This window comes from Bartonella florencae (assembly GCF_000312525.1).
Taxonomy (GTDB): Bacteria; Pseudomonadota; Alphaproteobacteria; order Rhizobiales; family Rhizobiaceae; genus Bartonella; species Bartonella florencae.
This window is the reverse complement of sequence record NZ_HE997451.1, coordinates 266,898-291,557: the sequence shown is the minus strand read 5'-3', so window position 1 is coordinate 291,557 and position 24,660 is coordinate 266,898. Positions and strand designations below refer to the sequence as shown.

The 24,660-nt window shown below is 37.0% G+C and carries 18 protein-coding genes and 2 pseudogenes; 9 read left to right on the top strand and 11 right to left on the bottom strand.

Annotation, left to right across the window (positions count from 1 at the left end; genetic code table 11):
* Positions 1 to 384: 384 nt before the first annotated feature.
* Positions 385 to 765: an iron-sulfur cluster assembly accessory protein gene (locus BN202_RS01365; protein ID WP_019218724.1), complete on the top strand. Its 381-nt coding sequence runs from the start codon at positions 385 to 387 to the stop codon at positions 763 to 765.
* A gap of 71 nt (positions 766 to 836) precedes the next feature.
* Here BN202_RS01365 and mazG read toward each other — a convergent pair whose 3' ends face one another.
* From mazG to BN202_RS01325, 8 genes are all read right to left on the bottom strand, one after another.
* Positions 837 to 1,658, bottom strand: a complete 822-nt coding sequence (gene mazG / locus BN202_RS01360; RefSeq protein ID WP_019218723.1) for a nucleoside triphosphate pyrophosphohydrolase — start codon at positions 1,656 to 1,658, stop codon at positions 837 to 839.
* A gap of 31 nt (positions 1,659 to 1,689) precedes the next feature.
* Positions 1,690 to 2,619 (bottom strand): lipid A biosynthesis lauroyl acyltransferase, encoded by a 930-nt coding sequence (locus BN202_RS01355; RefSeq protein ID WP_019218722.1) that lies wholly within the window; start codon positions 2,617 to 2,619, stop codon positions 1,690 to 1,692.
* 6 nt (positions 2,620 to 2,625) lie between these two features.
* Complete coding sequence (locus BN202_RS01350; protein ID WP_019218721.1) at positions 2,626 to 3,654, bottom strand: zinc-binding dehydrogenase; 1,029 nt, start codon at positions 3,652 to 3,654, stop codon at positions 2,626 to 2,628.
* A 69-nt stretch (positions 3,655 to 3,723) separates the two neighbouring features.
* Positions 3,724 to 4,998: a beta-ketoacyl-ACP synthase gene (locus BN202_RS01345; RefSeq protein ID WP_019218720.1), complete on the bottom strand. Its 1,275-nt coding sequence runs from the start codon at positions 4,996 to 4,998 to the stop codon at positions 3,724 to 3,726.
* 14 nt (positions 4,999 to 5,012) lie between these two features.
* Positions 5,013 to 6,188 carry a beta-ketoacyl-ACP synthase gene (locus tag BN202_RS01340; protein WP_019218719.1) on the bottom strand — a complete coding sequence of 392 codons (1,176 nt, stop codon included), beginning with the start codon at positions 6,186 to 6,188 and terminating at the stop codon, positions 5,013 to 5,015.
* A 10-nt stretch (positions 6,189 to 6,198) separates the two neighbouring features.
* A complete protein-coding gene (locus tag BN202_RS01335; RefSeq protein ID WP_019218718.1) occupies positions 6,199 to 6,483 on the bottom strand; it encodes an acyl carrier protein in 285 nt (94 codons plus the stop codon).
* A 194-nt stretch (positions 6,484 to 6,677) separates the two neighbouring features.
* Complete coding sequence (locus tag BN202_RS01330) at positions 6,678 to 8,996, bottom strand: NADP-dependent malic enzyme (protein ID WP_019218717.1); 2,319 nt, start codon at positions 8,994 to 8,996, stop codon at positions 6,678 to 6,680.
* Between the two features lie 470 nt (positions 8,997 to 9,466).
* Positions 9,467 to 14,008, bottom strand: coding sequence for a coiled-coil domain-containing protein (locus BN202_RS01325; RefSeq protein WP_019218716.1), 4,542 nt, complete (start codon positions 14,006 to 14,008; stop codon positions 9,467 to 9,469).
* Between the two features lie 687 nt (positions 14,009 to 14,695).
* On the opposite strand from BN202_RS01325, the gene hfq reads away from it, so the two are divergent.
* The 4 genes from hfq (at position 14,696) to BN202_RS01305 (ending at position 19,477) form a co-directional block, all read left to right on the top strand.
* Entirely contained in the window at positions 14,696 to 14,935 is a 240-nt protein-coding gene (gene hfq / locus BN202_RS01320; RefSeq protein ID WP_019218715.1) for an RNA chaperone Hfq, read from the top strand.
* Positions 14,936 to 14,989: 54 nt separating this feature from the next.
* Positions 14,990 to 16,333: a GTPase HflX gene (hflX, locus tag BN202_RS01315; RefSeq protein ID WP_019218714.1), complete on the top strand. Its 1,344-nt coding sequence runs from the start codon at positions 14,990 to 14,992 to the stop codon at positions 16,331 to 16,333.
* A 140-nt stretch (positions 16,334 to 16,473) separates the two neighbouring features.
* Positions 16,474 to 18,261, top strand: a complete 1,788-nt coding sequence (locus BN202_RS01310; RefSeq protein WP_019218713.1) for a membrane protein — start codon at positions 16,474 to 16,476, stop codon at positions 18,259 to 18,261.
* Between the two features lie 139 nt (positions 18,262 to 18,400).
* On the top strand, positions 18,401 to 19,477 hold the full coding sequence (locus tag BN202_RS01305; RefSeq protein ID WP_019218712.1) for a COX15/CtaA family protein: 1,077 nt from the start codon (positions 18,401 to 18,403) through the stop codon (positions 19,475 to 19,477).
* Between the two features lie 20 nt (positions 19,478 to 19,497).
* Here the strand turns inward: BN202_RS01305 and argC are convergent, their stop codons facing one another.
* Positions 19,498 to 20,433, bottom strand: a complete 936-nt coding sequence (gene argC / locus BN202_RS01300) for an N-acetyl-gamma-glutamyl-phosphate reductase (RefSeq protein WP_019218711.1) — start codon at positions 20,431 to 20,433, stop codon at positions 19,498 to 19,500.
* 501 nt (positions 20,434 to 20,934) lie between these two features.
* Here argC and BN202_RS01290 point away from each other — a divergent pair.
* The 4 genes and pseudogenes from BN202_RS01290 to BN202_RS01275 form a co-directional block, all read left to right on the top strand.
* A pseudogene (locus tag BN202_RS01290) lies at positions 20,935 to 21,261 on the top strand (hypothetical protein); the annotation flags it as partial.
* A gap of 142 nt (positions 21,262 to 21,403) precedes the next feature.
* Positions 21,404 to 22,223, top strand: a pseudogene (locus BN202_RS01285) (DNA adenine methylase).
* Between the two features lie 395 nt (positions 22,224 to 22,618).
* Positions 22,619 to 22,900, top strand: coding sequence for a type II toxin-antitoxin system RelE/ParE family toxin (locus BN202_RS01280; protein ID WP_019218707.1), 282 nt, complete (start codon positions 22,619 to 22,621; stop codon positions 22,898 to 22,900).
* Positions 22,901 to 22,915: 15 nt separating this feature from the next.
* Positions 22,916 to 23,215, top strand: coding sequence for a HigA family addiction module antitoxin (locus BN202_RS01275; protein WP_019218706.1), 300 nt, complete (start codon positions 22,916 to 22,918; stop codon positions 23,213 to 23,215).
* 55 nt (positions 23,216 to 23,270) lie between these two features.
* Here the strand turns inward: BN202_RS01275 and BN202_RS01270 are convergent, their stop codons facing one another.
* Both BN202_RS01270 and BN202_RS01265 read right to left on the bottom strand, forming a co-directional pair.
* A complete protein-coding gene (locus tag BN202_RS01270) occupies positions 23,271 to 24,308 on the bottom strand; it encodes a tyrosine-type recombinase/integrase (RefSeq protein ID WP_019218705.1) in 1,038 nt (345 codons plus the stop codon).
* 2 nt (positions 24,309 to 24,310) lie between these two features.
* On the bottom strand, positions 24,311 to 24,562 hold the full coding sequence (locus tag BN202_RS01265; RefSeq protein ID WP_019218704.1) for a hypothetical protein: 252 nt from the start codon (positions 24,560 to 24,562) through the stop codon (positions 24,311 to 24,313).
* Between the last annotated feature and the right edge of the window lie 98 nt (positions 24,563 to 24,660).

The window sequence follows — 24,660 nt, the reverse complement described above, 5'->3', positions numbered from 1 at the left end:
TTAAAATATGTCTATTTTCTTGGTACTTAAAATAAAGGTGAGAGGAAACTCCTTTATTTTGAAGGATTCTGTTTTTTTTACGGAAATTTTTAAAAAAGATGATCTCTTTTATAAGGGTAGAAGCAGATTAATAGCATTGAAGAAAGTTTTCTTCATTTTTGATTTTTCTAAAAAAGGCATGTGGTATAAGATGAAGATAGTAAGATAGAAATCTCAGATTACATAATCATAAATCAAAATTATTGGATATGAGGTTTTTATTTCGATGAAAAAGGAGCAAAATATTTCATTATATCTTGTTGTTTTGTTTCTGATATACCAAATAACTAAAGTATCAAAGATGAAACATTGTCAAAGTTTTTGTTGAGTGGAAAAGAGTAAATGATGAGGCGTTTTTCGGTAATAACTTTAACGGAAGCTGCAATAAGTCGTGTGCAAGCAATTATGGATTCAAAGGATGCGCGTGGTATTCTTATTGGTATCAAGAAAGGCGGCTGTGCAGGGATGGAATATAGTATTACCCTTGTAAAGGAACAAGAACTAAAAGCGGATGTTGTTGAAGTGAATGGTGCTCGTGTTTTTATAGCACATGATGCGGTATTATTTTTGTTAGGAACAGAGGTGGATTATGAAGTAACAACACTTCGTTCTGGATTTGTCTTTAAAAATCCTAATCAAGTTTCAGCATGTGGGTGTGGTGAATCAGTAGAACTTCGTCCTGCTTTACGAAATCAGTTAAATGAAACATATAATAAAGCTAATTGAGAACCGTGATATGATTTTATTGGATGATTTGAAAGATTAGTAATTTTTTAGTTTGGTTAAATCTGTTGTTTTTATTTCTTGTTTTTAGCTTCCTGCCAAAGGGATTCCATTTCGCTTAAAGATGTGTCAGCCAGTGTTTTAGATTGAGCAGATAGACTTTCTTCAATATAGGTAAAGCGATTTCGAAATTTTGTGTTTGTTTTTCTTAATGCTTTTTGCGAATCAATATTCAAGTGAAGTGCGAGATTAAGGAGGATAAAGTAAAGATCTCCGAATTCTCCTTCTATATCTGATATTTCATCTTCTCTAATTGCTTCTTTAAGCTCATTGAGTTCTTCTTCGATTTTTGCAAAAATTTTATGTCTCTCATGCCAATCGAATCCTACTTTCGCAGCTGTTTTTTGTAAAGCGAGAGCTTCTTGATCTGCTGGCTGAATCTTTTTTACTTTTGCAAGAATGCTTGTGCTGGAACCGTCTGATAGGTTTGTTTCTTTGCAGATTTGTTTCTTTTCAGCACGTTCTTTTTTTTTGATATGCTCCCATTCACCCTCCATAAAGCCGCGTTTCTTTTGTTTGGTATTTCCAAAAATGTGAGGATGGCGACGAATCATTTTTGCAGTGATTGCATAAACAACATCTTCAAAAGTAAAGCTACCTTCTTCTTGTGCAATTGTAGCATGATAGACAACTTGTAAAAGAAGATCACCGAGTTCATTGCAAAGATCAGCTCGATTTTCTCGTTCAATGGCATCGATAACTTCGTAAACTTCTTCAAGTATATAGGGTATGAGAGATTCAAATGTTTGTTTTATATTCCAGATGCATCCACTATCATGGTTTCGTAATGCTGCGACAATTGCGATAAGATCATTAATATCTTTTGATGCGATCATTTATGCCTTTCCTATAAGTGCAGCGGATATATCAATCATCCCAACGTCTGTGTAACCACGACCATTGTCCTGGATATTCTCGTACCCAACTTTCAACAATATCATTTAATTTCTGTGTGGAAGCGGTTATATCGATTTCGTTTTTTTCATCAAGTGGAAGCTCTATGCGTTCATATAGTTCTAAACGATGACGTCCTCCAGCGAGACGAATACAACGTGCAGGGTAAATATCACAATCATATTGTCGCGCAAGTTTTATAATTAAAGGATTTGTTTTAAGTGGTCTCTTAAAAAATGTTCCCAAAACACCACGACGAAATTTTTGATCAACCAGCATGCCAACATTTTTACCTTCTGCTAATTTGGCTGCTAGTGCCCAAGCTGCACCGGCTTTAGACGGTACGAGATATCCCATGGAAGTTCTCCGAGCTTGAAGAACTCGTTTTGCAATATAAGGATTGTTGGGGGGTCTAAATAACACTGTGACATCAAGACCAAAACTTTCGGCACATATAGGGAGTAGTTCGAAGTTTCCTGTATGTGCTGTGAAAAAAATATGTGGTTTTTTTTCTTCTTTTAATCGCTGAAATATTTCAATACCTTTAACTTCAATAAAACCTGGTTGGTTTGCATGAGGGTCGAAATCAAAAATTTTATCAAGAAAAATATATTCAGCTAAGAAATATCCTATATTTTCCCACATTTCTATTGCAATCGCGTGGAGTTGTTCTTCAGTTTTTTCTGGATAGGCAGCTCTAAGATTTGCAAGTGCAATTTGATGGCGATGTACAAGAGGGCCAAATGTTTTGGCTAACCAAGAAAAGAAAGAAAGTCCAATGTTGACAGGAAAATATTTCAAAATATTTAAAGAACCAATAAGTAAATATCCCCACAAAAAATAAAGTGACTTTTTTGCTGCAATTTTAATACGATAGATAAGAGTTTTAATATAAAATTTCATTATAATTTAATCGATTTTAAGAATAATTTTACCAAAAACGTCACGACTTTCCATGCGTTTTAAAGCTGTGTCAATTTCATCAAATTCAACAATTGTATCAATAACGGGGTGTACAATGCCTTGTGCCATTTTTTGCATAGCGTTTTGCATATTTTCCATACGGCAACCAAAGGAACCAAATATTTTCAGTTGTTGTTGAAAAAGCTGCATAAGATTGAGTGGTGCTGTAACTCCGGAGGTAGAGCCGCAAGTTACCAAGCGTGCTCCTCGTTTCATGCACAACAAAGAACCGCTCCATGTGTCGGCTCCTACGTGTTCAAAAACAACATCAACGCCTTGTTTTTTGGTTAATTTACGCACAACACCTTCAAAACGATCTTTACGGTAATTAATAACGTGATCCGCTCCAAGAGATTGTGCTTTTGCAATTTTTTCATCCGAACCCACAGTTGTGATAACGGTACATCCAGTATGTTTTGCAAGTTGAATCGCTGCTGAGCCAATGCCAGAACCACCTGCCTGTATGAGGATTGTTTCTCCTGCTTGTAGTTTTGCATTATCGAAAAGCATATGTTCTACAGTGCCAAAAGTAATTGGAGCAACAGCTGCTTGCAGTTCATCACACTCTTGAGGAGCTGGGACTAATAGACGTGCTGGTAAGTTAACAAATTCACAGGCAAAGCCGTCAAGATGAAAACCGTAAACGCCTTGTACATGACTGCAAAGATTATCACGTCCTTCATAACAAGCTTGGCATATTCCGCAGGTTTGTGCACCGTAGATTGAGACGATTTGTCCAAGGTGTAAATTTGTAACATGGCTTCCTAGTTGTGTAATTTCACCAGAAGCTTCTGCGCCAATGATGAGTGGCATTTTTCTTTTCGCGAAAGCCATACCACGCCAACCCCATACATCAATATGATTGAGAGCAACGGCTTTTATACGCACTGTTACTTCATCGGGGAGAGGAGGTGGTGGCGGAGCAATATCAGTAATTTCAAGCTGGCGTTCATTTAGCAATTGTAGCGCACGCATTATTAACCTTTTTCAATTTATAAGAGCTATTCGTTTCAGTATGATTAAGTTTAATCAATATGGAAAAGATTATCCTTTATAGGCAGTGATAACAAGACTGGTATTTTGACCACCAAATCCAAATGAATTTGACAAAACCGCGTTGACACAGGCTTTACGGCTATGGTTTGGAACAACGTCTAAAGGGATAGCAGGATCAGGATCATCATAATTGATTGTAGGGGGCAATATCCCTGATTGAATCGTTAAAAGTGAAAAAACAGCCTCTATGGCGCCAGCTGCAGTTAGTGTGTGTCCAATCATTGATTTATTTGAAGAAACTGGAATATGTTCTAAAATATCACCAAAGACTGTTGATAATGCAAGATACTCCATCTTTTCATTTTCGGGTGTTGAGGTCCCGTGTGCATTAATATAGTCAATTTCATTGATGGTTATTTGCGCATCCTCTAAGGCTCCACGAACAGCTTGAATTGCTGGAGATGCATCGGGTTTAGAACGGGTACGGTGGAAATCATCTGCTGTTTCTCCACAGCCAGCCAAAATTCCTAAAATTGTTGCATTACGATCTAGTGCGCTTTTGAGAGATTCAAGAACAAGAGCACCAGAACCTTCTGCCATAACAAAACCATCTCGGTCGCGGCTGAAGGGCTTTGCTGCTTTTTCTGCAGGATCATTCTGTGTTGAAAGAGCCGATAATAATGAAAAGCGGATAAGGGATTCTGCTGAAATTGAACCATCTGTAGCAATTGTGAGCGCACGATTTGTCTCTTCCCGTCGAATAGCTTCAACAGCGAGTTGAATTGCTGTTGCACCAGATGCACAAGCCGTAGAAAGCGTGATAGGGAGTCCTTTTGTACCAAATTTTTTTTGAAGTTTTTCTGCAATTGCAGCAAATTGTGTGGTTTCAAAAAGCCTCTCGTGGAGATTGTGACTGCAGACTTCGAGAAGATTTGCGTAGGAAGGATCATTCTCGCATGCTCCCTCTTGATCAAGTGCAAAGCGCTCTGTCCATTCAAGCTCAACAGGGGGAGCTGCTAAAAAGAGTGGGCCATTAAAGTTTGTTTTATCTAGTGCAGCTTGTTCTAAAGCTTCCTTTGCAGCAAGATCAGCAAGTTTTTCAGAGAGAGCTGAAGCACCAAGGCTACTTTCTTTAAGAAAGTCAACTGTTCCAGCGATAGATGTCTTTAATCCCTCAGTGGGAAAACGTGTTATTTTATGGATACCACTGATACCACTTGTTAATTTTTGCCAATTTTCCTGTTTGCCTTGCCCTAATGATGTTACAATTCCTGCTCCAGTTATTGCAACAAGGGGACGCCCAAAATGATCATTATATCTCACTACAGAAATTCTCCTCAAGCAGCCGTTAGGCGGACTATACCTTCAGCTCTTTTTATGCCTATGGTCGTAACAAACGCTTCACGTACTTCTTTAGAAAAAGGTTTTTCATGTGCACTTAATGCCGGAAAACTGCGTTTTTTATCAATAGCGAGTGCAGCAAGTGCAAGTGCTAAAGGAAACTGTGCTTCCCGCATATAACCAAATAATGTTGTAATACCACGATAAAATACGTCAGAAGCTTCAAAAGCATTTTGTTCTGCTTTGGTCACTTCATGAAATCCTGATGCTGCTGAAATAACTAAAGAAGATTTAGCTTCCATTGTTTTCAACATTGATAAAATTGATTCTTCAAGTGGGACTTTTTTTCTATCTGTTTGATCAGTGATGATTTGGCTAATTTCAGCATAAGCATGTGCATTACGCTTTTTTGCATGTTCCCCACTTTCAAGAACCAGAAAGATACCACCAGAGCCTGTTATAACACCGCCACCAGGATAATTTTTACGATCCCATACAGGTGCCCATCCACCTCGGGTTAAGAGCCCTCCAAGTTCATATGCCAATAGCATATCATAGCTTTGCGCATTGTAAGAGCTTCCTACCAGAGCATGGGTACTTTGGCCTGAGCGAATACGCGCTACAGCAATTTGAATTGCAGAAAGTCCACTGCCTTCTTCTCCCATAAATGTGCGAGAAGATCCCGTTACTTTGTGAACAATTGAAATGTTTCCAGCCAAGAGATTTGAGAGCTGGGCTAAAAACAAAGTTGGACGAAGTTCTGTCGAAAGAACTGAATTTAACATAGAGGCACGATCAGCTGCTGTACGTGCTTGTGAGAGAATTTGTGTATCAACAACAATATCACGTTCTCCACCACTTGCTGCAACGATCATATCCATTGTTGATGTTAAATCTTCATTATTTTTTATACCAGCATCATCAAGAGCAAGACCCGCCGCATAAGTACCAAGACGTTGCCATGTGCCCATTTGTCGTTGATCACTTTTTTTAGGAATTTGTAAATTCCAATCAACTTCAGGTAATTTATGAACAGTGTAAGGAGAAAAAGTTTTATAATCAAGCTTCGGCATGTGCGTTTGATCATTCAAGAAATTCCAATGATGACAAATGCCTTCCCCAAGAGAGCTTATAAGCCCGATACCAGTGATAAATACAGCTTGATGATGCATGGTGAAAGAATTACTCCGCCTGTTTTAAGGCAACGAGTTCATCAATTTTTGCACAAAGGTTTTTAAGAACAAAGTATTTTTCTGTTGCAACCACACCTTCATTGACTTCTTGTGTCCATTGCTCTAGCGGAATTTTAATTCCAAAAGCTTTATCAATAGCAAAAACAATATCCAGAAAATCAAGGCTATCGATTCCCAAATCATCAATTGTATGGCTTTCAGGTGTGATTATGCTGCGATCAATTTCACTAATTTCTGCGATAATATCAGCAACTTTATCAAACGTAGAGGACAATGTACGACTCCTTATTATAGAGTTAGTAAATTCAAAATACACTTAACGCCATTCTTCTAGCCTTTTTTTCTCTTAAAAAAAAGCCTTAATCTAGAATATAGCCGTCTTTGTCACAGAGCAGATACGCTTGCGGTGTATAAAATACTATATTTAAAGGGTTTGAAAAATTTTATTATAAGTTTTGTTATTTTTTCTTACTTTGCCTTGGAAGTTTTTCTATTTGCAGCGAGAACTGCAAGAGCTGTCATATTAACCACTCCTCGTGAAGTTACTGAGGGTGTCAGGATATGTGCAGGACGTGAGGCTCCGATCAAAATAGGGCCTACATGAAGAGCATTGGTTAGATTTTTTACGAGATTGAGTGTTATATTAGCGGCATCAAGCGTTGGAAAGACAAGCAAATTAGCTTCCCCTTTGAGGCGTGAATCAAGAAAAACACGATTACGAAAATCTGTAGAAAGTGCAGCATCACCGTGCATTTCTCCATCAGCTTCTAAATTTGGGTGTAATTTAGCAAGAATTTCGGTTGCACGGCGCATTTTACGTGCACTTTCTGTATTTTTTGAACCAAAATTTGAGTGTGACAATAAAGCTGCTTTTGGTGTTATACCAAAGGCTTCAATTTCTTGCGCTGCTAACACTGTCATTTCTGCTATTTCTTCTGCAGAAGGATCTTCATTGACGTAAGTATCGGTTAAAAAGAGAGTACGACGTGGAGAAATAAGCAAACTTACAGCAGAAAAATGACGAACATTTGAATCAAGTCCAATAATTTGCTCAATCAATTCAAGATGACGTTCAAAACGTCCCTCTAAGCCGCAAATCATTGCATCAGCTTCTTCTCGCATCACAGCAAGGGCAGCAATGGCTGTTGTTGATGTTCTGACAATTGTTTTGGCAACTTCGGGTGAAACACCACGTCTTCCTGTATAGCGAAGCAATAAATTGACATAATCATGAAAACGGGGATCATTTTCTGGATTTGTAAGTTCAAAATCTATACCGGGGCGAATTCTGAGACCAAAGCGCTTTAATCTCGCTTCTATGACATGTGGGCGGCCAATAAGGAGAGGAATTGCAGTTTGTTCTTCAAGCACAATTTGTGCGGCTCTAAGTACACGTTCATCTTCACCATTGGCATAAATGACGCGTTTACGTTTTGCTGTTTTTGCGGCAGCAAAAACAGGCTTCATTGTTAGCCCAGAACGGAATACGAATCGATTAAGGATATCATGATAAGCTTCCATATCTTCAATCGGCCGAATTGCGACACCTGTTTCCATCGCAGCTTTGGCAACAGCAGGAGCAATGCGTAGAATTAAACGCGGATCAAAAGGAGAGGGAATGAGATAATTGGGTCCAAAATTGGGAGGTGCTTTTGAATAGGCGCGTGCCACAACATCTGAAGTCTCTTCACGAGCAAGAGCCGCAATCGCATGAACAGCAGCCATTTTCATTTCTTCATTAATTGCGGTAGCTCCTACATCTAATGCACCACGGAAAATATAAGGAAAACAAAGAACATTATTGACCTGATTGGGATAATCAGAGCGCCCTGTGCAGATCATTGCATCTGGTCGTGTAGAGCGTGCTTCTTCAGGCATAATTTCTGGTATTGGATTAGCAAGTGCTAAAATGAGTGGATTGGGAGCCATTTTTTTTAAGTATTCAGGTTTTAAAACACCTCCTGCTGAAACGCCTAGAAAAATATCTGCATTATCAATAATTTCGGCTAATGTTCGTGCATTCGTTTTTTGCGCATACTTGATTTTCCAAGGATCCATCAGTGTTTTGCGGCCTTGATACACAACCCCTTCTAAATCGCTAAGCCAAATATTTTCAACTTTTGCTCCAAGACGGACTAAAAGATTAATACAAGCTAGAGCTGCAGCCCCCGCACCTGAGGCAACTATCTTTGCATTTTCAATTTTTTTCCCAGAAAGATTTAAGGCATTTAATACGGCTGCCGAAACGATAATGGCAGTTCCATGTTGATCATCATGGAAAACCGGAATATTCATGCGAGAGCGAAGCTTTTCTTCGATTTCAAAACATTCAGGAGCTTTTATATCTTCAAGATTAATACCACCGAATGTAGGCTCTAAGGCAGATACAGTTTCTACCATTTGTTCAATATTGGGAGCATCGATTTCAATATCAAAAACATCAATATTGGCAAATTTTTTAAATAAAACAGCTTTTCCTTCCATAACCGGTTTGGAGGCGAGGGGACCAATATTTCCTAACCCGAGAACAGCGGTTCCATTTGATATAACGGCGACTAAATTAGAACGGGAGGTATATTGAGCCGCAAGATTAGGGTCTTCATGAATTGCAAGACATGGTGCTGCAACACCTGGAGAATAAGCAAGAGCCAAATCACGCTGATTATCAAGAGGTTTTGTCGCTTGTATTTCCAATTTTCCAGGTTTTGGATGTTGGTGATAAAAAAGTGCGGCACTATCAAGTTCAGCTTTTTGTAAACTGAAGTCATTATTTCGTTCTGTAGACATTCTTGTGTTATCCAAGTTCGTGTATGTTTATATGAAATGTTCCATTTATGATAATTTCTTTCACTGATAGATCCTCATTTCTCTGAAAGTCATCAAGCCATTATTTTTTTGCAATGCTGGCAAGAGAAAGGAAAAAAACCGTTTATTTATTAAACTTAGTTGTCATAAACATATGCTTTATTCATATTTTATAAGAGAGTGTAATATTTATAGACCATTATTGTCTGTATGAAAAAGATAAAAGAAGCACATAAGGGTATTAGGGAGTGTTATATTTATTCCTATTATTATATTATCTGGTCATTAATTATGCATATTTCAGATATTTTTTGTTAAGATACCACAGAAAACACCATAATCAATTATCTATTCGACTTTTATATAATATTGCAATCAATGTATTACGTAATGATAAACAACAATTTTCATTGAAAAAATAAAAAAGATACTTTTTTCAATTTTCTTGTTGTTTATTGAATTCGTCCACTTGCATGAGCGAGCATAGTGTAGACTTTTCCAGTATCCGATGTCAGATATTTTCGAGTTGAGTTGGGAGATCTAGAACTACGGGATACATCACGTAATAGCTTTTCGAAATCTATAATATACTGATTAACGGAGCGTTTAAAATCAAGATCACTCATATATTTTTGCTTAATCATATCAAATATCTTTTTGCCATTCAAAGTATAAAGGCGTTCTGTTATGATGTTTTCTTGTCCACGGCGATAATGGTCCCATAGTTCAATGACAGCATTATGGTTCATGGATTGTACTATACCTGCTGCTAAAGAATTAAGAGAGACATTTGTAGAACGCGGTTTTGTTTGTACCGATGCAAAAACAGTATCATTAGGTGCCTCATCATACCAAGTTTCTTCACGTGAAGCTCTTTCTAGGAGATTTGATACCCATTTGTTTGGCCGTTTTTTGCTTTGATCTTGTTGCAAAATAGGCTTAGGTGGCACTATTTTCTTAATGACTTCAGGAGAAATACTCACGTTTTTCTTCAATGTCGATGATGTAGAAACTGACGGCATTAGCTGCCCATTTGTATTCTCTTGATTATTTTTTTGTATAATGTTTACTAAGTCTTTCAATGCTATAATTTGTTCATTTAAAGCAGAGCGAATTGTTTGCGCTGTTTCTTTCGTCTTTTCCGGAAGTTTTTGTACATTTTCATTAATATCATTATTAATTTTTGAAAGTTCTAAACGAACTTCATCAGCTGAACGGCGTATATCTTTTGCTGCTCCTGAAAAACGCATTGAGGCTTCACTAATAAGCTGATTAAGTGATTGTTGGAGCGAATGGGTAGAATTCCGTGCATTTTTATCAGTGCGTTCTAGTGCTAAGTTAAGAACATTTTCGTAATGTTCAATCATTTGATTGATTTCATTAGATTTTGAAACAAGAGCATTGCTTAATACAGAGAGTATATTGTGTTTTTCTTCAAGTGTTGCACTGAGTGAATTTTCCGACTGTTCCAGAACATGAACTGCCTCAGAAAGTGTTTTTGCATGTTCACCAAAACTACTTGTTATATGACTAATCTGCTGAAATGTATTTTGTGAGAGTCCTTGTAAAACTTCAACATTGTTATTAAGCGCTTGATTCGAAGCTGATAAATGCTCTGCTACTTGGTTGGTATTGCGGAAAAAATTATTCGCAGCCTCGCTAAATTGTCCATCAATATTTTGAACTGCTGATAATAAAACATTAGTGTTTTCATGAAAGCTGTACATTGATTGATTTAGTTGTGTAACGATAGATGAAACGTTGTTGATAAGATCTTCCTTCATAGCAGTTACTGTTTGAAGTGTTTCAGAGTTTGTTTGTGTTAAACTATTCACTAAAGATTCATTATATGCATAAATCCTTTGTTCAGCATCTTGTGTTGAGAGAGAAAGTTGCTCACCAATATGCTGTGTTAAATAACCTATTGATTCTGTTGTATTTTGCGCAGCTTGATTTAAGTGGTTCGTCAGTTCTGCAATTTTTCCAACATGCTCTGAAATTTGAATTTCTGTTTGATTTTTTGCTTCTTCCAAACGGCTGCTTACATCAGAAAGCTGATATCCTAAATCATTTTTCATATTCTGCATCGAATGATGAAGAACATTGCAGCGTTCATTGAGGACTTGTTCAATTGCTATTGTTGAAGTGTGAATTGTTTCATTTAGCAATGCCTGCGCATTATGGCTGGCTGTTGTAAAGGCTTCAATCGTATGGGCTGTTTGTTCAGAGAGAACAGATAAAACTTTTTCACTGGTATCATAAACCGTTTGTTTAACATTTGATACAATGCGATTGCCTGACTCAGAGAGAATACTTTCTGCTTTTATAGTAACATTTTCTACAGACGAAAGTATTTGTTCGCTTGTAGAAGAAAGAATGCCGGAGGCTTCTACAATTTTGTCATGTAAGCTTCCGGTAACTGTGTTAACAGAGTCTTCTAGTGTTGTTCGTATATTATCAACACTTGTTTCTAACGCTTGTTGAATTGCTCGGTTTTTTTCATTATTAAGAACGATAGATGTCTGCAATGAATCAGAGCGTCTTTCAAGGACCGATGTTTGTATCTCTATAGTTTCGCATACTTGACCAAGTTTCTCTGAAAATGTTTCTTCTAGGGTGGCCGCGCACTCAAAAACTTGGCGCGCACGGTTCTCTAAATTCTCATCGAATGATTCTATCCGTGTTTCAAGGGTTTCAAAAAATTCCTCTTTGGATTGAGAAAGAGTATTTTTCAAAATTTTAGCTTGTCCTTCAAGATTTCTGATATGACCTTGAACAGTTTCTGTAATGTTTTTATTATTAGCAGCAATCGCATCTTCAACGAGACCTATTTGCTGTTTTAGTGCTGCATCAACGTGTATATCACTTTTGGCGATAAGATTATGTATTATTTCCATTCTTTGCTCAAGCGTGCGCGCTTGATCTGCAAGAACTTCGTTAAGAGAAAAACTATTAATGGCCAAAGAGTCACGCAGAGCGTCAGCACGGATATCAATATTTCTAGCTTGTGCTTCTAATGCATCTTGCGTGGCATTGCAGCTTTGCGCAATAGTTTTTTGTAGTTTCTCTGTGCATTGAATGATATTCGTAACATGATTTTCAGTATGCTGATCAACGGTTTTAACATTATCAATCAAAAGTTTTTCAAGACTTGAAGTATTTTGCGTTAAGACATCAATTTGATTTTTTAATGTATCGGCAATTTTACTCTTTTCGTTATCGAGCATGTTTGCCATGAGAGCTCTTTGATCAGAAAGTTGTAATGTGAAGTCTTGTGAACGTTCTTGTATGATATCAACAATAGCATTATCGATATGTTGAACTTCCTCTCTTAGTTTTTCTGTGCTTTTATCAATTGCAGAAAGAATAGTTTCACCGCCATTTGTAAATGCTTTGGTAATATCAGCTGTTCTTTCTTGGAGATTGGTATCAATTTGTAAGATATGGGATTCCAAAAAATTACCCAGTTTTTTAGCATTATCTTCTAAGGTAAGACTGCGTGCTATGAAAGATTCAATTATAGAATTGCTATGTTCTTTAAGAGAAAGATCAACGGTTGCTAAACGATTTTCAAAAGCTTCAATTGCCTCTAAAGTTACGTTATCAAATTTAGAAGAAAGCTTATATGCTTTTTCATCAAAACTCTGTAAAAATTGATTATTGCGCCCCATAATGGATTCATCTAGCGTTTTAAACTTCTCATCAACATCCTGTAGCGTTTGGTCTGTTGCTGTTTGTATATGCGTTACAATTTCACTGATATGTCTTTCAGCTTTAGCAGCTGTTTCATTAAAGGTTTTTTCTATTTGTTTCTCATTATTATTAAAACGTTCTGAAAAATTATCGAAGTTTTTTTCTAATTCATAGAAAAAATCCGTGTTTTTTTGCTGAAGTTGCGTTGTGGTTTGATGAAATTTTTCAACGAGTTGATTTGTTACGCCATCACCAGCATAGGAAAGCTTCTCAACAAGATCTTCTCCTTGTTTTTGTAACGTCTGGGAAAGAGTTTGTGCGAGTTTTTCAACATTGGTTACAATTTTAGAAGTTACCAAGCCAAATTCATCACTCAGTTGTTCTTGTGTCCCTTTAATTGTCGACTGTACACGGTCAGCATGATTTAAGATGGCTATGCGCTCATTGCTCAATTCTTTGATGAGTGTATGAATACGTGATTCATTTTCAGCGTAAGCTTGTTCTAGATTATGAACTTCTCCTTGTATGATGGCTTCAAGTTCAACAGCCCTTCCAAGAGTGCGCTCAATTCCCTCGTTCATTGCTGCAACTTCTTCACGAATAGTTTGTCCTATGGCAATAGCTTGTTGTTCAGATATATGTTGGGGTTCACTAAGACGTTGTGCAGCATTTGTCATAAGAAGAGCAATATTGTGCAATTCATTGGAGCGTTTTGTTAATTGAGCAAAGCCCCAAGATATGAGAATAGGGATTGCTGTTCCGGCTGCTACAGCTAATCCGCTTGGAGATGTGATAAAGGCGGTAATATTCGATAAGGAATTCAGTCCAGCAGGCGCTAATTTATGCGCAATAAAAGCTCCTCCTGTGGCCCATAAAGCACTAAGTGCTGTTGTACACCAATAGATTCGAGAGGTAGAATACTGCTTTAATATCTCAAAATTTGAAGGAACTGTTATATCATCATTAGCAGGAAGAAGTTGTGTAGATAATAGTTTATTATGAACAGTTCCACCTGAAATTTTAGATCCAGATTTCTGGGAAAAAAGCTGTTCAACAACTGATTCATCAATAACAGCACTATCATGGATATTTGAGATAAGAGTCGAAGTACCATTTTCAGCGAAAATTTCTTCTTCTGCCATTGCGATCTTTTGAATAAGTTCATCTACATTGATGACATTTTCAGAATTATTGGATGATATCACTTCAAGCGTCGCGTCATCAAAGTTAAAGTCCATAGCTTTTGAGAGAGCTTCTTCAACTTCAACTTCAAATGTTCGTAACTTCGTTCTACGTGCCATACTCGCCTCGTACTCTTACAGACGGAAAAGTAATACGTTCTCTTCCAAATATCTCAATATACTAGCTGTTAATTATTTAGAAAGGAATATGCCTAAGGCAAAATTTTAAAAACTTATCAAGATAAAGTTAACACAGAGCATTTAACCTGTTCAAAAATGCTACAAAATATAATATAAACAAAGCATTATTTGATTTTCATAAAAATAAAAATACTGTTTACAACTTTCACTTATAGGTAGAATTATATGTCTGTTGTATTGATGTTTAGGGGAAATCTAATGATAGTTCTAGACAGCGTTTAAAGATGTCTGCAGGGCGATACTGCATTAATAAATGAACGAATCATAATGTCATGCTAATAATTCTTATTGATTTTAACGAGAACAATGCATCATTATACTTCTTGGAAATGCAGCTGATTTAAGGCATATAACACTCTGATATCTAAAATAGAGGATTGTCTTTTCATAATGCCTATAATAGGGTAAATATGATGGAAAAGTTGTGTGTTTTCTGATGGTTTTTCATTGATTATTGCGTTCCTTATCTTAATAAGGAGTCGTTTTTTTTCATTATATAAACTGTCTTTTGCTAATTTTTGAAGCTGTTGCGTTGACAATTAGAGATTTTTCGGTCGATATGCATGCACGAATATTTTAGCAATTCGAGGTAAAGGTGTAAAAATAATGGCAGAACGATCACAACACCTGCAAGATGTATTTTTAAATACTGTACGCAAGCAAAAAATTTCTCTTACAATTTTTCTTGTAAATGGCGTCAAATTAACGGGTATTGTAACTTCGTTTGATAATTTTTGTGTCCTTTTGCGTCGTGATGGACATGCACAATTGGTCTATAAGCATGCTATTTCTACAATTATGCCCGGACAACCGGTACAGATGTTTGAAGGTGAAGATTCTGAATAAACAGGTTATTTCACTTTAAGTCTCTTATCCCATTTTGAAAGTGCTTAGATTGTCATGACAAATGAAAATGAGAGATTCTGTGATTTTTCTTTACAGATTGCAAAACAGGTGCGTACACTTGTTTTGATACCTATTTGCCAAGAAAATAAAAGTGAAGGTCCTTTAAGTGAATGTTCGGTCTCTTCTCGGGTTAAGGAGGCGTTAGGGCTTGCACATGCTATAAGGTTGGATGTTGTTCATCATGAAACGATTTATATTGTTAGACTGCGTCCTGCAACCTTGTTTGGGAAGGGAAAAGTGGATGCGCTGGCTCATTATATAAGTGAATGTCAGATCGAACTTGCAATTGTAGATTATTTTTTAACACCAGTTCAGCAACGTAATTTAGAAAAATTATGGAATTGTAAAGTTATTGATAGAACAGCTCTGATTCTTGAAATTTTTGGGGAGCGTGCGCGAACAAAAGAAGGGGGTCTACAAGTTGAACTCGCGCATCTGACCTATCAAAAAAGTAGACTTGTGCGTAGCTGGACACACTTGGAGAGACAACGTGGTGGTCGTGGTTTTTTGGGTGGTCCTGGTGAAACTCAGATTGAAGCTGATAGACGTCTTTTACAAGAAAAAATTATTCGTATCCGTCGCGAATTAGAAACAGTGATTAAAACAAGAGCTCTTCATAGAGCTAAAAGAAAGAAAACATCTCATCCTGTAGTTGCTTTAGTTGGATATACTAATACAGGAAAATCAACTCTTTTTAACCGTTTAAGCGGTTCTGATGTTTTTGCAAAGGATATGTTATTTGCGACACTTGATCCAACTTTGCGCAAAGTTGCTCTTCCTCATGGGAAAACTATTCTTTTGTCTGATACTGTAGGTTTTATTTCAAATTTACCTATGCATTTGATTGCAGCTTTTAGAGCAACTCTAGAAGAAGTCATTGAAGCTGATCTTATTCTTCATGTAAGAGATATGTCAGACTTTGCTCATCATGTGCATGCTCAAGATGTTTTAAAGGTGTTGTCAAGTCTTGGCATTGATATTGATGATACGGAACATATCATAGAAGTTTGGAACAAAATTGATCTATTGGACGAGCAGGCACAAAATGTTTTGCAAACAAGCGCAAAAACACGCTTGAATCCCGCAATAATGGTGTCTGCGCTTATGAATGATGGACTAGATCAATTATTAATAGCAATTGAAAAGCGAATTTTTGGAGAAATGCAAAAGGTTGAATGTCTTTTAAGACCTCATGAAATGTCGCTTATTGATTGGTTTTATGAAAACTCTGGGGAAATAACACAAGAAGGACATGATGACGGTTCTGTTACTATTAGAGCAGAGCTTACTCGTAAAGCAAAAAAACATCTCGAGCATATCAAACAAAATATGAATTAAATTTTTTTGAGTTATTATTGAATATTTATGCTTAAATCTTAATGTTTTCTTCTTTCAAAATAATATGAGTTAAAGTTAAGAGGATAGTTACTACTTTCTCTTAAATAAAAATAAAAAATATTTTGTTGGTTGAAATAAAAATGAGTCTTAAGCGTAATAAAGGACTGTTAACACACACAGTTTCGCAAAATGTGTTGGTCGTTTTGCTGTTAGCGGTGCTTTGTGCATTTTTGATTTGGTTATATTATTTTATGCAACCACAAGGTTACCGAGCAACCTTAACGTTTTCATTATCTGATTCGGTAGGAAAGCCATTACCAATTGAAAAACAAAACAGTGTTATTGCATTCTTATTCTCGCAGCCCATACTTTTAAATAATTCGGACTTACAGAATTTTTCTTCAAGTGCTTCTTATAAAAAAGATTTTCGTGAAAATATTCATTTATCACGTCATGCTGATTTCATCGATCTTACTTTTGAAGCAGGAACACCTGATGCTGCTCAAAATGGGGTGGAAATTCTTTTTGCAGCATTTTCACAAGCGATCCTAAAACAGAAACAAAAATTATTTTTAACAGAACAGAATAAAAATCAACAATATGATAATACTACTCTATTCAATATAGTAGAGGGATTTCGTTCATCTGTTGATTCTTTTATTCAACAGGATGTAAAAAAAATAGAGCTTCATGATCTTTCTGTGCAGTTAACAGAAGCAACTCTCAAGCGTATTCATTTAATGAGTTTGAATTCTACTATTAATATGATGCGTGAAAAGGGACAGTCTTTATTGTCTTTATCGTTTATTGCAAACAATGTATCGATTGTTGCATTGGAAGCTAAACGTAATCTTTTGGAAACGCAAAGAGCGCATATGGTCGCACAATTGGGGTGGACACATCCCCAAATTAAAGCAATGACTGCAGAATTAGAAGTTTTGTCTCATCAATTAGAAAATAAAATTTTGCAGATCGTTCAGCAAGTTCGTTCAGATGAAGTTATTGCAACTGAATTTGAAGAACAGCTCAAAAAAAGAATGAGTATTTTTGTAAAAGGTCAATCTCAATCCTTAATGCAAATGTTTAACGAGCTAGAAAATAAAATAAAAAGCGTGGTCAATGCACAAAGCAAAGAGATGGATAAGGATTCTTCTCTTTTGCAAGATATAAAAATTCATATGGTTGTGCCAACAACATTAGTGCCAATTTCTTTTATGACGCTTTACGGAAAAAATATTATTGTGAGTGCGTTTGTAAGTTTAATCATTCTTTTGGCAGGAGTGTTGTTATTTCGTCAGTTCTCTAGAAACAGAAGAAGTCATTTGAAATATGGTGATTTAAAACCGGAAGAAAGTGACTTAAAAAATCATGAAGATGTCTTCGTTTCTCAAAAGGTAAAAAATCTTGAGACTTTTGTTACAATAGAGGGATTGTCTAATTTTCTAAAATCCTGCACTTCAACAGTTATTTCAATTATTGGTCCAGAAGCTGCACGAACAGCAGCAAAGCTTTCTCTGCACCTTATAAAAGAGCGCAAAACAATTTTGTTGGTGGATATTTCTGGTCAACAAATAGAAAGGGTCATAGGTCCACATCGGGGATTAAGCGATATTTTAACGGGGAATGCTCAGTTGCAGGATGTTATTTATCGTGATTATGATACGGGGATTGATATCCTTCCCCAAGGGTTAACGAGTACTGTTTCTGCACAAAATTTTTCAAATGATATCTTAGGGCTATTACAAGAATTTAAAAAAGATTATGATTTTATTATTTTAGAAATGGAGAGTGAGCCCAAATATGGATTTGAGCAATTTGCGAGGCTAACAGATTATTATATTTGTAGTATTGCTGTTAACGAACAAGATTGGATACAGCAGATGGTGCGTCAGTTTCCGAAAACTGTTTATCGTGTGATTGCATCATAAGTTTTGTAAAATATTAATCCCATGTTATAGTGCTCCTCTTGTCTTATGCTAGAGTTGTAGTACATTAGAATAGTCAGTATTTGTAATGTTGACGTTTTGAAATGCGTTGTGGTTGGAGAGAGACGTGGGGCCATCAGAGATGACAGTAAAGAGATTAAATGAGAGCGTTTTGACGCCATTGCAGAAAAAAAATCGAAAACAAATTCGCCTGTGGCTTTATTCTATTTTATTGCTTTGTTTGGCAATTGTTTTAGTGGGGGGTGCTACCCGTCTAACGGGATCAGGATTATCGATAACCGAATGGAAGCCGATTCATGGCGTTATTCCACCTATTGGAGAGGAACAATGGCAGGAAGAATTTTTAAAATATCAACAAATAGCGCAGTATAAATTGCTTAATCACGATATGACGTTAAGTGGGTTTAAGGTCATTTTTTGGTGGGAATGGGCACATCGCGTTCTCGGGCGGCTTGTTGGGATCGTGGCTTTATTGGGCTTTATTTGGTTTTGGGCGACTAGGCGTATTGAAAAAAATCTTTTGCTTCAGCTTATAATTGTCCCTATTCTTATTGGCTTTCAAGGGGTTATTGGCTGGTGGATGGTGGCTTCAGGTATTGGAGAAAGCAATCTGACAAGCGTAAGCCAATATCGTTTGGCTTTTCATCTTATAACAGCATGTTTTGTTATTATTTTTGTTACTTATTTATCTCGAGGACTTACAGAATATTCCGAAAAACCAGCTGATCAAAAGATTCAATATTTTGCAGGTTGGCTTGTTGTTTTGATTTTAATGGAAATTTATTTTGGTGCTCTTGTGGCAGGGCTCCATGCTGGAAAAGTTTATAATACTTGGCCCTTTATGGATGGTCAAATCATCCCCGATGGGTTATTGCAGCATAGTCCTGTTTGGCTTAACTTTTTTGAAAACTCCTTAACAGTTCAGTTCGTTCATCGTTTTTTTGCCTATTTTTTGTTTTTTGTTGCGCTTATTCATGTATTATATGTAAAAAAGAACGTTCCAAACTCAACTCATTCTCGTCGTGCTCTTTTTGTTTGTGTTATGATTATCATTCAAGCACTTTTAGGTATTCTCACATTGTTACATGAAGTTCCTATAAGTTTGGGGCTTATTCATCAAAGTGTTGCGTTAGCCGTTTTGTGTTTTTCGGTTGCGCATTGGAGAGCGACAAAGGGGGCTTATTGTGCTGTTGAATAAAGCTTTATATAGAGAGCAGTTTAATTTCCAGAAAGCATTAAGTCGAGATTTTGAACCGCAGATGCAGATGCACCTTTCCCCAAATTATCAAATATAGCGCAGAGATTGAAAATGCCTTCGCGTTCATTACCAAAAACGAACAATTTCATCTCATCTCTATGTGCTAAGCATTCTGGGTTGAGTTTAGTGAGAGAATCCGTTTCTTCTTGTGATGCAATTGTTATGACATTTTGTCCATTGTAATGGTTTTCAAGAATTTCGCGCAAATCAGAACAGCTCGCTGATTTTGTAAATAAATTGCGATGGAGTGGAACATTTACAATCATTCCTTGAGGAAAACGTCCAACGCTTGGTATAAAAATAGGTGTCTGGTTGATTTGTCCATGTAGTTTAATTTCTGGGATATGTTTATGTTCAAGATTGAGACCATAGATAAAATAATTTTCTTGAACGTTTTTTTGCTGAGATTGGCTTTCCATTTGTGCAATCAGTTGTTTTCCGCCACCAGTATAACCCGATATTGCGTTAATTGATATAGGATAATCAGCATCTATCAGACCTATTTCACGGAGCGGTCGAATCAAACTAATTGCTCCAGTGGGATAACAGCCTGGATTGCTTACATACTGGGCTGTTTGGATACGTCTTTTTTGTCCCGCAGTCATTTCAGGAAAACCGTAGATCCAATCTGGTGCAGTACGGTGGGCTGTTGAACTATCAATGATTCTAATTTTTTTATTATTTTTAAGCCAGTTAACTGTTTCACGTGCAGCATCATCTGGCAGACATAAAATAGCAATGTCGGTTTGGTTAAGACAATCTCGTCTCATCTCAATATTATGTTTGTCTCTATGAGCAAGAGAAAGTAATTTAAAACCTGAACGCTCTGCTAGTCGTTTTTTTATTTGTAAACCGGTTGTTCCATGTTCACCATCAATAAAAACTTTCATCGCCATTCACTTTGCCTTGAATTAAAGTTTTCTTCTATATTTAGTTTGTTATATTATCAATTATTATAAATTGTTACCAATAAATTATTGAATTTCTTTAGATTATAGAGAATCTTGCGTGTGAAAAAGTATGATAAGAAAAGTGCAATGAGAAAAAATAGACTCTCAATTTTTCATACTTTTCGTCAAGGAAGTTTTTTGTTTTTCAAAAAAAGGAAAATTATGAAAAAGCTGCTATTAGCAATGGCGTAATCCATCTTGACAGATAAAACAGGAAAAAAGCCACTGATAGCGCAAAGAGCTAAGAAAAAATTTCCTCCCTTAACTGCGATACTAACACAGCTTCATAATATATCACAAAGAGATCTCATAAAGCTGGAACAAATCTTCCATAAAGATCTTGAAAATGGCAACGTAATTACTGGAAGAAGGGTTTAAATACAGCAATGAATCCTACAGAACCATGTTTCTTAAAGAATATCTTTTTGCTGTGATTGACCGTAATGAAAAGGGCAACAATTGTCTGTCAAGCATCAGACAGGTTTTAGGGGGCCGGTTGCGTGGTCTGCGTGGTTGTTACACTTGTAAAGAAGAAGCACAAGCTGCTGCTGCATCAGAATCAGATAGGCTTTGCCGTGCTATAGGCAGCGGTTCTTTGACCCTCGAGGGGCGCCCCGAAATCATGGCTGATCAACCCCTTCTCTTGCAAGGGTTTCGAGGCGAAATCAATGGCCCATGGAAGGCTGCTACCGTGACCACCGCTATGAAAAGCAAAGCGGATACACCACAGAAATCACCTTAGAGGCACCAAATCAAGGAAAGAAAAAGAAATAGAGGCTGGGCTTGTCAACCCAGCCAACGGGACTAGTTTTGCGACAACCCCGTCCGATGCGACTTAACTTAACATCGCAGCCGCTTCTTATCACTTAAAGCAATGAGAAGACGGCTAATATAGATGAAAGAGTGTTAAAAAATGATGGACATACTTTACAAAGAAAAATTAAAATCTGTCGAACCCATCTCGCCAGCTACTGCTTATATTGGTGGCAAAATCAAGTTAGCCAAAACCATTATCAAAATCATAGAAGACATTCCCCATCGCACTTATGCTGAGCCTTTTGTTGGAATGGGGGGAATATTCTTCAGGCGGAAATTGATTCCCTTATATGAAGTCATCAATGACCGCTCAGGTGATGTGGTGAATTTTTTTCGGGTGTTGCAACGTCATTATCACCCTTTTATGGATCTGTTGGAGTTCCAGATAAGCAGGCCGTGAGGCGTTTCAACGTTTCACTCTACAAGACCCAAATACCTTAACCGATTTAGAGCGGGCTTTGCGGTTTTTATATCTCCAGCGGTTAAGTTTTGCTGGGCAGGGGGCTAAACGAACATTTGGCGTTGATCCTAACCGTGGAGCACGATTTAACAGTTTCAAACTTGAAGGCTTATTAAAGCTTATATACCGCCGCTTAGCGGGTGTGACCATTGAACATTTAGACTGGTCTGAGTTTATCAGGCGCTATGACCGGCCTACCACTTTGTTTTACCTTGATCCGCCTTATTTTGGCGTTGAGGGTTATTATGGAAAGGATTTGTTTAAGTGGGAGGATTATCAGACGATGTCTGCGCTGCTTGCGCAATTAAAGGAGAAGTTTCTTCTCTCTCTCAATGATGTAGCAGAGGTCCGGAAAACCTTTAGCCAATTTAAGATAAAAGAGGTGAATACATCTTATACATGTGGTTCAAATAATGCGATTCCGGCAAAGGAACTGATCATTACCAATTGCGATATTTAGGAGAAGAGAAAAAGATTCATGAAAGGGGCTTTAAATAACCTTTGAAAGGTCTTTAAAGACCCTTTGAGAACCCCTTAAAAATCATTTGAAAGAAAATAAATTGGTACAAAACCTAGTGTCAAAATATACAAAATCCGCTGACAAGCTACAAGCATGATAAAAGTGCTGTGGCGGAGGGGGTGGGAATGCTATGTTTATATAAAATCAATAAGTTATATAAAGGTAAGGGAATTTTATGGTTATTGATTTTATTAGCTTATTTTTCTGTCTATCCCGAACCTTTTTATAGCTTATTCTCAATCATTTTATCCAAATATGAAATTAAATTTGGTCGTATAGAACTTGACTCTTATTTTTATTGATCGTATAGTAATAGTATACGATAAGGGACAGTAATGGCAATTGTGAGTTTCAAACATAAGGGCTTAAAATTATTTTATACAACAGGGTCTACAAAAGCTATTAGAGCAGATCACGTAAAGAAATTACGCGTTATTTTAACGGCTTTAACAAGTGCTACTACGCCCGAAATGTTGAAAGCACCTGCCTTTAAAATGCACCCTCTTAAAGGTGAACTTACAGGATATTATTCTATATGGGTGAATGGAAATTGGCGTGTTACTTTTCGCTTTATAGGAACAGATGTGGAGCTTGTTGATTATCAAGACTACCATTGATGAAAGGAATAAAAAATGATGCATAATCCTGCACATCCGGGTGAAGTTCTAAAAGTAGCTTTCTTGGAAGAAATGGGGCTATCAATACAAAAATTAGCCGACCACCTCCATATAACAAGAGCTTCTCTCTCAAGAGTGATTAACGGACATGCTTCTATGAGTACCGAGCTTGCGATTAAATTAGAGTTGGCTGGTTTTAGTAAAGCAAAATTTTGGTTAGATATGCAAACAAACTATAATTTATGGCAAACAATGCAACAGGCACAACCAACTATTTCTCCTCTAGTTTCTGAGGATAATCAAACACACATTTGATTTTGTTCATAATTTTTCTGGTGCTTTTCTTTGTTTTTAGCTGCTACCCATTGCTCTAACTTTTTTGAAGTTTTTTAATGGCTTCTATTGCAAGGCGTTTTCTATCGGCTGTTTTGGTATAAAGGGATGCCATTTTATCTTCTGTCCAGCCAAAAAGCGCTTTCATTTGTGAAACTGTAGCACCAGCATTGGCAGCACGTGTTGCTGCTAATTTTCTCAAACCGTGGGCTGATTTTTTAACTCCTGCTTGATTACACGCTTCACGAAACAAGTTGCCAAAACTTTCTTTTACAAGCTTCTTTCCATTTTTTCCGCAAATGAATGTTTCATTACCTATGGGACCAATTTTAAGAGTTTCTGAAAGTTCTGGCAAAATCGGAAGAAAAACATCTGTTTTAAATTGGCTCTTTTCTGTTTTGAGATGAATAATATTATCTTTAACGTTTTTCCAGCCAATGCGAACGGCGTCACCACGGCGTAAGCCTGTATATAAAAGAACATCAATCCAGACGCGTTCATGGGTACCATGATGCCATTTGTGATAATATTTCTCAACATCTTCTTCTAACCATGGTGCCAATCCTTCAGTGTTAAGAGATTTGGGGGCTTTGATATTAAAGGCGGGGTTTCTGTTTAAAAGAGCATTATCAACCGCCCAATTAAAAAGACCGTTTAAAGCCGTTAAAAAGTGTCTTGCTGCTGCGGGAGTATTGCGCCTTCTTTCTACAGCATCAAGAATATGGTGTTTTTCTATGCTTTTATAGGCGCGATTACCAATATGTTTAGAAACATTATTCAGAATTCGATATTTAACTTTTTTTGTTGACTCTGATTGATTATGCCATTGCATGCTTTGTAAATACTGATGCAATAACCAGTCAAAAGACCCTTCTGTAAGCTTAGTGCGTTTCATTATCTTAGAAGAGCCATTTTGCGCTTGCTTAAGGGCAAGTGTATAATTGTCAACAAATTCTTGCGTTCCGTAAGTTTCTTCAATGCGAAACCGTGGTCCATGACCAATACGTACATACCATATGATTTTACCATGGCGTGTACGTTCACGAACAAGATAGGGTGGACGACGCTTTGGCATGGCTAAAACTTTATGTCATCAACAGGGGGGCAGGATGGATTTGTACTACATTCTTCTTGCTCGTTTTCAAGAGGTGGAAAATCTTCAATACTATAAGCATTACTCCTTATTGTTGGTGGTGTTATAATTTTATTGATATGAATGAATAACTCTCCAGTAGGTTTTATTTCTACAACCTCTGCGCCTTGTTTTTTGGCTTCTCTTAAAGCGCGCGCAATGGCTGGTTGTGTTATGGTAGGTGGGCGGTGTGCCATGTCAGTTCCCCTTAAATTTAGCTGCAATTCACCCGTGTTGTGAATCATGATTTTTTTTGAAAATTGTGGTAAGAGGGTGGGGGTGCTGGGAGGAGAAA

What these genes read in the sequence shown, in the direction of transcription:
- BN202_RS01365 (WP_019218724.1), top strand. Translation starts at nt 385, where the DNA reads ATGAGGCGTTTTTCGGTAATAACTTTAACGGAAGCTGCAATAAGTCGT.
- mazG (WP_019218723.1), bottom strand. Translation starts at nt 1,658, where the DNA reads ATGATCGCATCAAAAGATATTAATGATCTTATCGCAATTGTCGCAGCA.
- BN202_RS01355 (WP_019218722.1), bottom strand. Translation starts at nt 2,619, where the DNA reads ATGAAATTTTATATTAAAACTCTTATCTATCGTATTAAAATTGCAGCA.
- BN202_RS01350 (WP_019218721.1), bottom strand. Translation starts at nt 3,654, where the DNA reads ATGCGTGCGCTACAATTGCTAAATGAACGCCAGCTTGAAATTACTGAT.
- BN202_RS01340 (WP_019218719.1), bottom strand. Translation starts at nt 6,188, where the DNA reads ATGCATCATCAAGCTGTATTTATCACTGGTATCGGGCTTATAAGCTCT.
- BN202_RS01330 (WP_019218717.1), bottom strand. Translation starts at nt 8,996, where the DNA reads ATGTCTACAGAACGAAATAATGACTTCAGTTTACAAAAAGCTGAACTT.
- BN202_RS01325 (WP_019218716.1), bottom strand. Translation starts at nt 14,008, where the DNA reads ATGGCACGTAGAACGAAGTTACGAACATTTGAAGTTGAAGTTGAAGAA.
- hfq (WP_019218715.1), top strand. Translation starts at nt 14,696, where the DNA reads ATGGCAGAACGATCACAACACCTGCAAGATGTATTTTTAAATACTGTA.
- hflX (WP_019218714.1), top strand. Translation starts at nt 14,990, where the DNA reads ATGACAAATGAAAATGAGAGATTCTGTGATTTTTCTTTACAGATTGCA.
- BN202_RS01310 (WP_019218713.1), top strand. Translation starts at nt 16,474, where the DNA reads ATGAGTCTTAAGCGTAATAAAGGACTGTTAACACACACAGTTTCGCAA.
- BN202_RS01305 (WP_019218712.1), top strand. Translation starts at nt 18,401, where the DNA reads ATGACAGTAAAGAGATTAAATGAGAGCGTTTTGACGCCATTGCAGAAA.
- argC (WP_019218711.1), bottom strand. Translation starts at nt 20,433, where the DNA reads ATGGCGATGAAAGTTTTTATTGATGGTGAACATGGAACAACCGGTTTA.
- BN202_RS01280 (WP_019218707.1), top strand. Translation starts at nt 22,619, where the DNA reads ATGGCAATTGTGAGTTTCAAACATAAGGGCTTAAAATTATTTTATACA.
- BN202_RS01275 (WP_019218706.1), top strand. Translation starts at nt 22,916, where the DNA reads ATGATGCATAATCCTGCACATCCGGGTGAAGTTCTAAAAGTAGCTTTC.
- BN202_RS01270 (WP_019218705.1), bottom strand. Translation starts at nt 24,308, where the DNA reads ATGCCAAAGCGTCGTCCACCCTATCTTGTTCGTGAACGTACACGCCAT.
- BN202_RS01265 (WP_019218704.1), bottom strand. Translation starts at nt 24,562, where the DNA reads ATGGCACACCGCCCACCTACCATAACACAACCAGCCATTGCGCGCGCT.